Raw genomic sequence first — 13,061 nt, 5'->3', positions numbered from 1 at the left:
ACAAAGTGAAGCATAAGCTTCGTCGCTTAATCCAAGTACTTTGCGGGGACCCCAAACAACTCAAAGGTGACCCGTAGGGGATTCGAACCCCTGTATGACAGCGTGAAAGGCTGCTGTGTTAAACCGCTTCACCAACGGGCCATATGAATTCGCTTCAATGCGGTGTCATTCGCATTTTCGCTTCCGTGTCTCTCACGGAATTTAATCATAGCATATCTTGTTTAGTGAAATCAACTATAATTTTTGGTAAAAATAATTTTTCTCAGTTCAAAAAGACTCACCTGGACAATAATACAACCTCTCACAGCCTTTTTGCAAGTCCATTTCTTTCCGGAGTCAGTTTATCCGGCGAACGTCGATCGATAACCGTATGTAGAGCGTGAGTAAAGCGCGATCCCGCTTCATTAAGGGTAAGAAAAAGCTGCAATGGACTCAGGTATCCTTGCAGCCCTTTCTTCTCACTCCAGCGATGGGAGCCGATATTGATTTTGCACCCAATCCATTCCTATATAGCCGAAGCAATAGAGTTCTTCCTCTTCACAAACCGCTCCATTCGCTCCAGCGCCTCCATCAGCTTACTTGGCGAGGTAGCATAGGAGCAGCGAATAAACCCTTCACCACCACTGCCAAAGACATTCCCTGGCACTGTAGCCACCCTAGCCTCTGTCAGCAATCTTTGGGCAAATTCAGTGGAGCTTAGCCCTGTCACTGAAATATCGGGGAACGCATAAAATGCACCCTTTGGTTCGTGGCAAGGAAGTCCGATTTCCCTTAGCCCCTGGATAAACATTTGCCGTCTTTTGTTGTAGGAATCCATCATCTCATTCTTGTCATCCATTCCGATGCGCAGAGAGGCCAGTGCAGCGATTTGTCCCATTGTCGATGCACACATTACCGTATATTGATGAATTTTCAGCATAGCTGCGATTAAATCCCTGTTTCCACAAGCATATCCTACTCGCCATCCCGTCATGGCAAACGCTTTGGAAAACCCACTGATCAAGATCGTACGGTCTTTCATCCCAGGGAGTGACGCAAAACTGACGTGCTGCTGATCATAAGTCAGCTCCGCGTAGATCTCATCAGAAATCACGATCAGATTGTGCTCTTCCACCAGCTTTGCTATAGGCAGCCAGTCTTGATAAGACATCACCGCACCGGTAGGATTATTCGGATAGCATAAAATCAACACTTTTGAGCGAGACGTGATTTTGCTGCGCAACGCTTCAGCGGTTAGCTTAAATTGATCTTTTGCACCAGTCTCCACTTCGACTGCTTTTCCTCCCGATAAAAACGCAATCGGAGAGTAAGCGATATAGCTGGGCGCGGGAATCAGGACTTCATCGTTGGCTGTGAGCAGCGCACGCAGCGCCAAGTCGATGGCTTCACTCCCACCCACCGTTACCATGACCTCATTCGACGGTTCGTAGGCTGTATGAAAATTCGTATATAAATACTCCGCGATCGCTTCTCTCAACTCAACCATACCGGCATTGGACGTATAGGCGGTTTTTCCCTCGCGCAATGCATCGATGCAAGCTTCCCTTATTTTTTCCGGGGTCACAAAATCCGGTTCCCCTACTCCCAATGAGATTACGTCAGCCCGGTCACCAAAATCGAAAAACTTGCGAATTCCCGAAGGAGGCATTTCCCTTACGATCGGTGAAAGGAATTCATTCATGCTAAGCTGATCCATGGTTTCTTCCTCCTTTATCTATGCGAGAAAACAAAAAAACCCGCCCCTGTCAAGGGACGAGTTATTACCCGTGTTACCACCCTAGTTCCGCGAAAAAACAATCACGGCACTCCATCAACGTATCCATCAATACGTGTTCCTTTTAACGCTGGACCTGCGGCAGGACCTACTGTTACTTTCAGCCTGCTTCTCAGAGATGGCTTTCAGTTAAGTCCCGAACGTTGGATTTCAGCAACCCCAACTCTCTGTCAGATCAGGCGAATAACCTACTTTTCTCTTCATAGATTTTGCTCAATGTTTGATTTGAAACTCATTATAAAGAGCGCAGGGGCCATTTGCAACACCCCAATTATTTTCAGCTAGTAAAATTTTTTTGATTACGCCACTTGCTGCTCCATGATTTTCTGATGCGATGGCAAAAAGCTGATGACAAGCAAATTAATCAGCGCGATGCCGAAAATAAACAGAAACACCGAGTGGATCCCTTGAGCAAACAGCGCGTTGGTTTGCTCCGTGACGACACGGTTGAACACCATCCCAAATGCCGCAACTCCGATTGTTTGACCGAGCGAGCTCATCAGCGAGTTCGTCGAGTTCGCTACGCCGCGCATTTGCCAGCCTACCGCCGATTGGATGATCACCATCGCAGGCGTCGTCATACAGCCCATGCCAAATCCGATCACAATCATGATCAGACTGAGATACCAATACGGGGAATCAACCTGCAGCATGGTCAGCCACAGACTTCCCGCGCATACGATCACAGCCCCCGCTACAATGAACGCTTTTGAGCCCAGGCGATACATGAATCTCCCCGACAAAATCGCAGCGATCGGCCAGGCGATGGACATCGGCATCAACGTCATGCCAGAGCCAGTCGCACTTTGGCCCAGCAAGGTCTGAATCCACATCGGCATGTAGACTCCCACTCCCGCTGTAATGCAGAAGCCGAGAAATGCAAAGGTATACGCGATCGCCAAGCTGCGCTGCTTGAATAGGGAGAGCGGCATCATCGGATCCTTCGCCCTTCTTTCCACCCGCAGGAACAACAGCAAAAACCCAACCGAGACAGCAAGCAGCAAGACGATCACCGGAGAGCTCCAGGCATAGGTACTGCCGCCGTTCAGAAGCGCGTACATGAAGGCCGAGATGCCAAGCGTAAAGGTAATCGCTCCGAGATAATCAATCCGCTCCGATTTTTTCTCGAATTGTTCGTGCAGAAATCCGATGACCAGCAGGAAACCGATGATACCGATGGGAACATTGATGTAGAAAATCCAACGCCACGAAATTTGGTCGACAAAATAGCCGCCAACAAGCGGTCCCAGCAGCCCTGCTACCGACCAGACGGACGCAAACAGACCTTGCATCTTGGCCCGCTGCTCACCCGGGTACAAATCACCAATAATAGTGAAGATGACCGGGGTCAACGCTCCCGCCCCGATGCCTTGCAGCGCCCTAAAGCCAATCAAGGCGGGCATCGATTGCGCTGCGCCGCAGAGTACAGAGCTGATGATGAATAAAACAAGGCCAATGCCAAACACGATTTTCCTGCCGAACAAGTCAGAAAGCTTGCCGAAAATCGGGGTTGTCACACATGCTGCCAACGTATAGATGGAAAATACCCAACTGATCAGGCTTAACCCTTGCAAATCATTGATAATGCTCGGCATCGCGGTGCCGACCACCGTCGCGTCCAGCGCCCCGATAAACATGGCTACGAGAAGCCCAGCCGTCACGAAACGGCGATTTGTCTTTTTTTCCATACAGGTCCCTCCCCTATGTACACTTTTTCAGCATTATCTTCATGCTCATCTGTTTCTTTTTCATTATAGGGGAACATCACTGACAAATACGGTCAGTGAAAAGACTTGGGCTTATTGCTCGGTTAATATGATCGGGCCATCCTCCGTTATCGCTACCGTATGCTCATACTGGGCTGACCATTTGCCGTCTGCGGTGCGCGCCGTCCACCCATCCGGATCGACGACCATCCGGTAGGTCCCTTCATTGATCATCGGTTCGATCGTCAGCACCATGCCCGCCTTGAGGCGCAGGCCTTTTCCCGGTTTTCCGACGTGCGCATAGTTGGGCTCTTCATGCAGGTCGCGGCCGATCCCGTGCGCCAGCAAATCGCGGACTACCGAAAAGCCATGCGCCTCGGCGTGGCTCTGAATCGCATGCGTGACATCCCCCAGCCGGTTGCCTACCACCGCCTGCTTGATCCCCAGGTAGAGACACTCCTTGGTGACATCCATCAGCTTTTGAGCCTGTTCAGAAATCTCTCCTACCGCGTAGCTCCAAGCCGAGTCGCCCATCCAGCCGTTGTACCGCGCCACCATATCGATCGTGACAATATCGCCCCTCTGCAATGGTTTATGGTTGGGGAAACCGTGGGCAATGACATCATTCACCGACGCGCAGGTAGCATACTGGTAGCCGTTAAAACCGATCGTGTACGGCTCCGCGCCCCTTTTACGGATGAATGCTTCTACGTAATCATTGATCTGCATTGTGGTGACGCCAGGCTTAATCATCTTTGCGATTTCCCGATGGCACTCCGCCACGATTTTCCCTGCCTTTTTCATTTGTTCAATCTCGTCTTTCGTCTTGAGGATAATCACCGTTTGGCCTCCTTTTCCCCAACAAGTCCCGTCAGCAGGAGTCGGGTGAGAAAAGACGGATCGTTCGGGGCTTTATCGTGATACAGGTAGATGCCGTAACTGCCGATGAGTGAGCCTAACAGCCCGTTTGCGAGCTTTTCAGCATCTGGCGCTGCGTTGATTTCTTCCGCTTCGATCGCTCGCCCAAGACAGTCTATGAGCGGCTGGTACAACAGCTGCTGAAAACGGACGCTGAACTGCTCCTTGATCGATGATTCCATTCCGGCGAAGTTTTCCGAGGCGATTTTGTAGATGAGGAATACGGAAGGGTGGTGCCGCCATGTATGCAGCAGGGTGTTGCAATAGGCCTCAAGCGACTTGAGGGGACCTTCAGCTGCAGTGGACAAGTGCAGGGTCAGATCTGCTGCCATCTCCAACCCCCGCGCAAATAAATCCTGCAGCAAAATTTGTTTATTACTGTAGTAATGATAGACGGTGCCATAGCCCAATGCCGCTTTTTTGGCGACATCGCGAATGTCAAACTGATTTCCTTGGGCGATATATACTTGTTCGGCCGCGTCCAGGATTTGCTTGATCCGCTTGATCCGTATCTCTTCAAACTGCTCTTTGGTTCGTGGAGTCAAATGATTCACCTCTTTTTTGACCTGCAAATATGTCAATATAATATATCCAAATCCCCCCAATTGCAAGGTGGGTTTCCATCGTCTTGCATGAAAAAAAGAGAGGGAGTTCCCCTCTCTGAACAGTCTCTTGCTCGAATAACGGCCCTTGGTTCTCAGCCGTCTCAGGCGAAACCGGATCTTTGCCATATCTCCTGTATTCGGGATTCTCTCAGTCGGCGGCAGCTGTTCTTTGCAAGAGAAAGCGCAACTCACCTGCCGTTTTCTCCGGTATGTATGCCTTCGCCTCTTCCAGCAATCCTGTTAACTCCTCGCGTCTCTCTGCCCGGATCTGTACATAAAACCGTTTGCTGTACCCAGCCACCCACGCCTCTATATAGCGCTGTGCCATGGAGTTGATCTCCTCATCCGGGACCGTACAAGCGCGGAGCAAATACATGATGCTGTCCGCTCTCCCCAGCTTGGAAAAGAGAAACAGAATATTTTTCTGCACATGAGGCCGCCGCTCGTGGGTGTACCACTCCAAGAGCATCGGCGCGATACGCAGGTCGACCAGCTCGGCAAGGGCCAGTCTCGCTTCCTTGGAGACGCTCTTCTTGTCTGACAAAAGCACCTGAAGAAGGGCATCCAGCGATGATTCCGGATCCAGCTTGGCCAACGCTTTCACAGCAGCACGGTTGATACGCGGGCTTTCATGGGACAAAAACGGCAGGATCAAAGGAGCATCGGCCTTTTCCCCGGTTTCTCCCAGCCCTGCGATGGCTCCCGGCAAAACGGCAGGATCCGCCACCGCCAATTTCCCCCGATAAAACGTCGGGTAATGGATCCCTTCCGCCTTTAGATAGAACCTTGCCAGCTCACGAATATTTTTGTGCCTATCGAGCAAAGCGTATTTCAGCGGTAGCTGTGCTTGGTCGGGGAAACGGTCTACAAACGTTTGCAATGCCAGCTGTCTGATCGGCGGAAACACGTCCTGTTTTATCCGATTTAGCCAAACTAACAGGGCTGGGTCTGAAACACTGCTGCAGATGTGCTTGCAGGCGGTCAAACGAAGCCACGCATCCGGCTGCTGCATCACTTCACTCCACACCGCTTCATGATCCACACCGGAGAGCGTCATCATGAAATCAAAACAAAAACGTCGGACGATCGGGTCCCTTGCACGCAGACCATCCATCAACACACTTCGGTTATGCGGAAGCTTGAACAGCGAATAGATTTCCTGAACAAAATCGGCAAACTTTTCGCGTGTATAATGTGTAGACAGATGTTTGACCAGATTGATCGCTTCCAAAAAGTGTTTCGCGTAATGAGGAAGCAGCCGCTGCTTAAGAGCCCGATACGCGATGTACCGGATTTTCGGCAGCCAGTCATTTAAACGAATGAGCAAAAAGGCGATTTCCAGACCGGACTGCTCCTGCGCAAGCTTTTCCACAGCCTTTTCCCGGACATAACCGTTCCGATGAAAACTGCAAACGCCCAGATAACTGACATCGGATCGATCCCGGACATCGATCGCGGCAACTTCCTCCGGTGTCAGCTGGTGCCAGTTGCCCAATCTGTCCGTCGCGTCATAGGGAATGAGCCTGCGCATATACTGATCCAGTCCAATTAACCCTTTGCTCCCTTGTCGTTCGATGATTTCACGGATCGCTTGTCTCGCCGCTTGCATCAATGGTATCGATCTGTCTTGGGCAAACGGAAGCAAAAAGGTCAACGTGATCAAGCTCCCGCTGCTGCCCAGCGAGCGAAAAATTTCGACCATCCGTTTCTCTGTTTTCTGCAGCAGATCCAGATAAGATCCGGTAGCGTACAGTTCATGGATGAGCTCCTGTTCAGCTTTGGACATCCCCCGCATGTTTTTCCCTCCCTTGTCCGAGCGACACTTACCTTTCTACTTCGATATGCGGGCTTCGCTTTTTTAATTCCGCTAAAAAAGATTCCGCCTCAACAGGTGAAATATGGACGAAGCCAAATCTGCCATATAAGAGTTCGATTCTGTCGCTGGATGTCGCCGTGCTTGCGATCCATGAACGGACCCTTTTGGCTTTGGTGATGCTGTCATAAGGTATTTTTATCTTCTTTGGTCCGTTATGAATCATGAGAAAGGAATCATGAAGCACATAGTACGTACCGATCCATAGCCAGGAAATCAAACCAGCGAAAAGAAAACACGCGATAAAAATCACCGAGCCGCCACCTACTCCTGCCCCCGGTACAAACAGCGGAGATGCCCCTGCCCAAAAAAGAATGATGACACTTGCCCATATCGTCACCGTCAGCCATGCGTCTCTCTTTGTCCGAAATTTCATAGCTTCTCCCCCATGAGACAAATGTAGATGCAAGAAAGTCCCGATAACGTGTAATCTGTCATCGGGACTATGTATGCGAAAATTCGATTGATTTGATTATACCATAGCGTTGTTCGTTTGGAACACGACCATCGTTTAGGAAAACGTATTAAAGCTTACAAATTCGCTCGTAGGCTTGCGATAGCCTCTTGGCCTTTCACTCGACAGATCTGCTTTCCCCATGGTGATCAGCATGACCGGAACATAGCGTTCGGGAATATGGAGGATCTGCGCCATTTTTTCCGGATCATAGCCAATCATCGGGCAAGTGTCCCAGCCTTTTTCCTTGGCGATGAGCATCAATTGCATGGCTGACAGACTGGCATTCCGAATTGCTTCTTCTTTCTGAAATGCTTCTCCGCGGCTTTCATAAAAGCGGACGGTATCTTCTACCATCTTATCGTATTCCTGTTTGCTGAGGATCCCGAGGTTTTTCATGCCTTCATAGATGGCAGCAGTCTGTTCATACGCTTTTGTATCGCCCAACACCAGGATGGCTGCCGATGCTGTCTTCACTTTGTACTGCTTGTATGCCGCCTCGTAGACCTCTTCCTTTTTTGCCGGATCAGTCACCACGACATAATGCGTATGCTGCAGGTTAAAGGCGGACGGAGCAAATTTGGCCAGCGAAAAGATTTCCTCCAGATCACTGGCCGGGATCTCCGTCCCTTCGATAAATTTATTGGCGGATCGTCTGTTTTTCACAATCGTTACAAAATCGCTCATCGCGTCCTCCTAGAGTGAAGGGGGAGGAATTGCTTCGCCTGACACTCCATACAATTCCTCTACCCGGATTTATTTCACATCATGAAACCATTTCGCCGCTGCTTCTGCCTCGGTTCGCGTCAATTGATGCCCATAAGGCTCCCAATGTACTTGAACCTTTGCCCCTGCCGCTGTAAGGAGCGTTTGTAATTCTTCCGTCTCTGTCGGTGAGCAGATCGGATCGTTCGTTCCCGCTCCGATGAAAACATCCACCTTCGACATATCCGGCAAAGTCAGATTCCGCAGGGGAACCATCGGGTGATGCAGGATCGCTGCACGAAACATGTCTTCATAGTGGAACAGCAAGCTGCCGATGATATTGGCCCCATTGGAATAGCCCACTGCCACAAGATTAGCAGGGTCGAACCCGTATTTCTCTACCGCTTCCTCTAAAAACTGTTTGAGCTCCTTTGTGCGGAAAACAAGATCTTCTTCATCAAAGACACCTTCCGCAAGCCGCTTGAAGAAACGCGGCATCCCGTTTTCCAACACGTTTCCCCGTACGCTCAAAACTGCTGAATCGGGAGAAATCATCTGCGCCAAGGGCAGCAGGTCCCTTTCCGTTCCCCCCGTCCCGTGAAAGAGGACAAGGGTGGGGGCGGCAGCGTTCGTTCCTTCTTGAAAGAGATGGATCATGGTTTCTTCACCTCAGGTTCGCGAACGGTAAATGGCGTCAGGTTGCTCTCGATCTCCGCACGGTATTTCTCATACCATTCGGGCAGCATCAATTTTTCCCCGAGGGCGCTCACTTCTTCATCGACAGTGAAGCCCGGCGGATCGGTAGCGATCTCAAACAGAATGCCGCCCGCTTCCCGGAAGTATACGGCAGTGAAGTATTGACGGTCCTGCACCGGTGTCGGATCAAAGCCGTCGGCCGCTACTTGTTTCTGCCATTCCAGCTGCTCTTGCTGATCCTTCGCTCTCCAGGCAATATGATGGACAGTGCCGGACCCGCCGACGCCGTATCGCACGGATTCCTTTTTCAGATCGATCACATTTCCCAAATCCGCCGATGTCCGGAAGCGAATGAAGCCGTCTTCTTCCGCCTCCCGCTTCATGCCCATTGTATGCTCCAGTGCACGGGCGGTTTGCTCCGAATGGGTACTGTACAGCACCGCTCCGCCAAATCCTTTGATCGCTTTTTCTACCGGAACACCGGCAAACGACCATGTGCTTTGCGGCCCTTGCTCGCGCTCTACGAGTTGAATCTGCAAACCGTCGTAATCGGCGAAGGAAAGATACGTCTCTGCAAATCGCTGCTCCTTGGTATACGGAATCGCATACGAGGTCAAGCGCTCTTCCCAAAACGCCATCGCCCCCGTCGGCACCACATAGGTCGTAATGCCGACTTGCCCTCCGCCAATGCGGCCTGGCCGTCCATTTGGCCAAGGGAAAAAGGTAATGATCGTGCCAGGGGTCCCTGTTTCATCGCCAAAGTACAAGTGATACACTTCCGGCGCATCGAAATTGATGGTTTTTTTCACCAATCGCAATCCCAGGATCCCTGCGTAAAAATCAACATTGCGCTGCGCATCACCAACAAATGCGGTGATATGATGAATGCCTGCTGTTTGTAATCTCATTGAAAACACTCTCCTTTTTTGTACTTTCCCCGAAAGGACTTGATCTCACTAATATGCATAAATCTTGATTGTAAGTATCTTTAATTTAAGATATCTGGCAAATGAGCAAGGGGTACGCTATTCCATAACCCCTTTTCCCAGCTTCTTGATCAGTTCAATAGCGACTTCCTTCTCCGGTGTTGTTAATCCCCCCATGAGCGAGTGAATCATCGCCATGTGCTGGGGAAAAATACGGTCAAACAGCTTTCGGCCCTCTTCCGTCATTTCTGCATAGGTCACACGTCTGTCGTTTTCGCACGGAACCCGTTTCAGCAGTCCCTTCTTTTCCAGCTTATCAATGTTGTAGGTGACGCTGCCGCTGGTTACCAGAATCTTTTCCCCGATTAACTGCAAAGGCATTTTTCCTTTATGATAAAGGACTTCCAATGCGGTAAACTCGGCGGGAGAAAGCTTGTAGCTTTTCATGTCCTTTACGGCTTGATCCATGATATGTTTGTAAGCTTTTGAAAGGACAACAAACAGTTTTAACGAAATCGCCTGTTCTTGCTCGTCGATATGGTTAGCCATTGTGCTCCCTTCATTTATCTTGAATTTGAATATCTTTAATTTAAGATAAATATACAGCATGATTTTCTAGTTGTCAATGCTGCCGCTAAAAAATCTTGAACACTACGGTTAATGTGCACCCGGATCGGTGAGGAAGCAAAAAGCTGTGCCCCCTAGACGCGGCACAGCTTTGCTTAATTTATTCTATTTCTTTACTTTCACCAGGCGAAAATGCTCGATCACAATGATCATCTCATCGTTTAGCTCCAGACCTTCCTTTTTCAAGTCTTCCGCCCAGCTGGTTATGTGATCTTGCCGAAATTCCTCATAGGAGCTGCAGTTTTCCCCTTTTACAGTTGCTTCATCGATTTGCCCAAACGGCAGCTCATACTTTTGGGTGATCTCGATGGTGCACATATATTCGCCCAGCTTGCTGTAGACCTCGATCTGTTCCCCGACCTCCGTCATTTCGTCAGGCGCCTGTTCATACCAATGCTTTGGTGTACAAGTGGCTGTTTTGATTCCCGCTATGATTTGTTCAACCAATCTCTCATCATGTTCATCCCTGCCCCAAAATGTAGTCCGTTTCATTTTCTCCCGCTTCCCTTCCCAAAATGGTTGGACGCTGGAATTTTCTCCAGCACCGGCACTTCCTCCTGCTTTTATTCCTCCGGTCTTGTTTCGATGGAAAGTCCTTCGACATGCTTTCTGCTCATCAGTTTTCGCTTTTTCCGGTTCTCTTTTGTTTCCAGCACGATATCGAGATCGTAATCATCCGGATACAAATTTTTGCCTTCGATATGCAGCACCAGCCGCTTTTTGTTGATTTGAAATTTCTGCTTTTGAATCATGACGCCTACGATGCCCCGCGCATCCTCTGCAGCATATACAATCCCCGTCCGGTCTAAATAGCTCACGTATACACTATCTCCCACTGCGAATGTTTTCGCCTGTTGATCCGTGGCTTTGTGCGAGTGGGATTCCTTTTCCTCCTGCGGATTGGTTTTCACCGTTTCCGGTAGAGACTGTGTGTCGATACATTCTCCTGCTGCCGGAGGCTCCTTTGTCGCTTCGGCTTGCACTCGGTCATGAGTGGGACTCTGTGCGGATATTTGGTAAGAACGATCAATAATCTCCTTCGGCAGCCCGATTTTCAAAGCAATGGCGAATGCGTAGCTTTGCCCGGCTTCCCCGATGCGCAGGCGGTACAATGGCTGAAGGGTGTCCGCGTCGAATTCCATCCGTGCGTTTTCGAAGCCTGGCGTAACCGCCGCAAAGTTTTTGATTTCATTGAAATGAGTGGTGGCCACAATGGTTGCCTTTCTGCGATGCAGTTCTTCCAGGATCGCGATCGACAGCGCTACCCCTTCACCCGGATCTGTTCCTGATGCCATTTCATCAATCAGCACCAATGTCGAGCTGTCCGTGACCCGCAGAATCTCGATCACATTATGAATATGTGCCGAAAACGTGCTGAGGGCATGCTCGATGCTCTGACCGTCCCCGATATCTACCGCGATCGTGCGGAAAATCGAGAACTTGCTTCCTTGCTGTACGGGCACCAGCAAGCCAGACTGTACCATCACCGTTAAAAGTCCGATCGTTTTCAGCGTCAGTGTTTTGCCACCGGTATTTGGCCCCGTGATGATGAGCGACCTGTATTGGTAGCCCGTTTGAAAATTGACCGGCACCATCTGCTTGCCCAGCAACGGATGTCTGGCATCGCGCAGATCAATGAAGCCTTGCTCATTCAGTTCCACATTGGAGGCGTCCAGAGCTAGCGCATATTTCCCCTTGGCAAACAGAAAATCATAGGTGCCGACCGTCTCTACATTCAACTGGAGCTCATGCGCGTACTCCTCCATCAGCGTGGACAATTGAATCAGCACTTTCAGGACCTCGCGCTCTTCCTCTGCCCGCAGCGCTGACAGCTCCGCTTGCAGCGAACCGATCTCGGCTGGTTCCATGTATACCGTTTGACCGCTTGCCGATTCATCCAACACCGATCCCGCTACTTGCTTCCGATATTCTTTCTTCACCGGGATCACGTAGCGGCCATTGCGCGTACTGATCACATTTTCTTGTAGGATGGCTCGATGCTTGCTCATCAACGTGTCCAATTTGCTTTTCAATCGTTCTTCGAATACCGCGATGCGCTTCCGTACCTTTGCCAGCTCCTTGCTGGCTGTATCGATGACCTGCCCATGGCGGATGCACTGCTCGATTTCGGCCTTCAATGTCTTCATCAGCGACATGGACGCTGCGTAGCTGCTGATTCCGGGAGCCAGTTCCGCTTTGGAGGCCATATACTTCATCAATTGTCCGCAGCTGGTCAGAAACTGGAGAATATGCGAGAAGTCTTTTTCCGTGAACACATAGCCCGTACCCAATAGCGTCAGGATGTTTTCGATTCCTTCCAAGGAAGGGATTGGGACACTGGCTCCTTGCTGCAGCAGCGTCTTCGCTTCCGCCGTTTCGTCCAGCTTTTTGCGAATGATCTTTTCGGATGTTAGAGGCTGCATCTGCTCTACGTGCTTTTTCCCGACATACGTGATGGCGTACTCCATGAGCGTGCCTTTGATTTTGTCGTATTCCAGACGCTGTAATGCTTTTTCATTCATGTGTGATCGCTCCTTCAAATAGATAAATAAAAAAAGGGCGAAGAATGAACGAGTGTCATTCTCCGCCCTTTTGGGACACATACCTATAAAAGTGCCTATAGCAAAAAAGCCGCGCTGAACTCAGCACGGACACAATAGGCCTAGTGATAGGTATAGGTATACACCTAAGGCATTGTATGATATCCGCTGTTCTTAACTAATTCCAAGGCCATCCGCAACCCATCACAAAGAAGCATTGCCCGCGAGCAAAGTTTT

Annotated in this window: 11 protein-coding genes, 1 tRNA gene, 2 pseudogenes and 1 other annotated feature; all 14 genes and pseudogenes read right to left on the bottom strand. The window is 50.1% G+C overall.

Annotation, left to right across the window (positions count from 1 at the left end):
* Positions 1 to 67: 67 nt before the first annotated feature.
* Positions 68 to 141 (bottom strand) — tRNA-Glu (locus EIZ37_RS24480).
* A gap of 364 nt (positions 142 to 505) precedes the next feature.
* A complete protein-coding gene (locus EIZ37_RS24475) occupies positions 506 to 1,696 on the bottom strand; it encodes an aminotransferase class I/II-fold pyridoxal phosphate-dependent enzyme (protein ID WP_328591382.1) in 1,191 nt (396 codons plus the stop codon).
* Between the two features lie 49 nt (positions 1,697 to 1,745).
* Positions 1,746 to 1,987, bottom strand: a binding site (T-box leader).
* An 86-nt stretch (positions 1,988 to 2,073) separates the two neighbouring features.
* Positions 2,074 to 3,462: an MDR family MFS transporter gene (locus EIZ37_RS24470; protein ID WP_134687379.1), complete on the bottom strand. Its 1,389-nt coding sequence runs from the start codon at positions 3,460 to 3,462 to the stop codon at positions 2,074 to 2,076.
* A 111-nt stretch (positions 3,463 to 3,573) separates the two neighbouring features.
* Positions 3,574 to 4,320 (bottom strand): type I methionyl aminopeptidase, encoded by a 747-nt coding sequence (gene map, locus EIZ37_RS24465; protein WP_134687378.1) that lies wholly within the window; start codon positions 4,318 to 4,320, stop codon positions 3,574 to 3,576.
* Complete coding sequence (locus tag EIZ37_RS24460; RefSeq protein WP_134687377.1) at positions 4,317 to 4,943, bottom strand: TetR/AcrR family transcriptional regulator; 627 nt, start codon at positions 4,941 to 4,943, stop codon at positions 4,317 to 4,319. Before EIZ37_RS24460 ends, map begins: the two co-directional genes overlap by 4 nt.
* A 208-nt stretch (positions 4,944 to 5,151) precedes the next feature.
* Complete coding sequence (locus tag EIZ37_RS24455; RefSeq protein WP_134687376.1) at positions 5,152 to 6,798, bottom strand: HEAT repeat domain-containing protein; 1,647 nt, start codon at positions 6,796 to 6,798, stop codon at positions 5,152 to 5,154.
* 28 nt (positions 6,799 to 6,826) lie between these two features.
* A complete protein-coding gene (locus EIZ37_RS24450; RefSeq protein ID WP_134687375.1) occupies positions 6,827 to 7,252 on the bottom strand; it encodes a PH domain-containing protein in 426 nt (141 codons plus the stop codon).
* A gap of 135 nt (positions 7,253 to 7,387) precedes the next feature.
* Entirely contained in the window at positions 7,388 to 8,017 is a 630-nt protein-coding gene (locus EIZ37_RS24445; protein ID WP_134687374.1) for a nitroreductase family protein, read from the bottom strand.
* Between the two features lie 69 nt (positions 8,018 to 8,086).
* Positions 8,087 to 8,692, bottom strand: coding sequence for an alpha/beta hydrolase (locus EIZ37_RS24440; protein ID WP_134687373.1), 606 nt, complete (start codon positions 8,690 to 8,692; stop codon positions 8,087 to 8,089).
* Positions 8,689 to 9,639 carry a ring-cleaving dioxygenase gene (locus EIZ37_RS24435; RefSeq protein WP_134687372.1) on the bottom strand — a complete coding sequence of 317 codons (951 nt, stop codon included), beginning with the start codon at positions 9,637 to 9,639 and terminating at the stop codon, positions 8,689 to 8,691. The genes EIZ37_RS24440 and EIZ37_RS24435 overlap by 4 nt, the downstream gene beginning before the upstream one ends.
* Before the next feature lie 117 nt (positions 9,640 to 9,756).
* Positions 9,757 to 10,206 (bottom strand): MarR family winged helix-turn-helix transcriptional regulator, encoded by a 450-nt coding sequence (locus EIZ37_RS24430; protein WP_134687371.1) that lies wholly within the window; start codon positions 10,204 to 10,206, stop codon positions 9,757 to 9,759.
* Positions 10,207 to 10,389: 183 nt separating this feature from the next.
* A complete protein-coding gene (locus tag EIZ37_RS24425) occupies positions 10,390 to 10,776 on the bottom strand; it encodes an ASCH domain-containing protein (protein WP_134687370.1) in 387 nt (128 codons plus the stop codon).
* Positions 10,777 to 10,847: 71 nt separating this feature from the next.
* Positions 10,848 to 11,132, bottom strand: a pseudogene (locus tag EIZ37_RS26805) (endonuclease MutS2); the annotation flags it as partial.
* Positions 11,133 to 11,293: 161 nt separating this feature from the next.
* Positions 11,294 to 12,806 (bottom strand): annotated as a pseudogene (locus tag EIZ37_RS24420) (endonuclease MutS2); the annotation flags it as partial.
* Positions 12,807 to 13,061 lie beyond the last annotated feature (255 nt).

This window comes from Brevibacillus migulae (genome assembly GCF_004521915.1).
Classification (GTDB): Bacteria; Bacillota; Bacilli; order Brevibacillales; family Brevibacillaceae; genus Brevibacillus_F; species Brevibacillus_F migulae.
The sequence above is the reverse complement of the archived record's forward strand: the minus strand, read 5'-3'. Positions and strand labels throughout refer to the sequence as shown.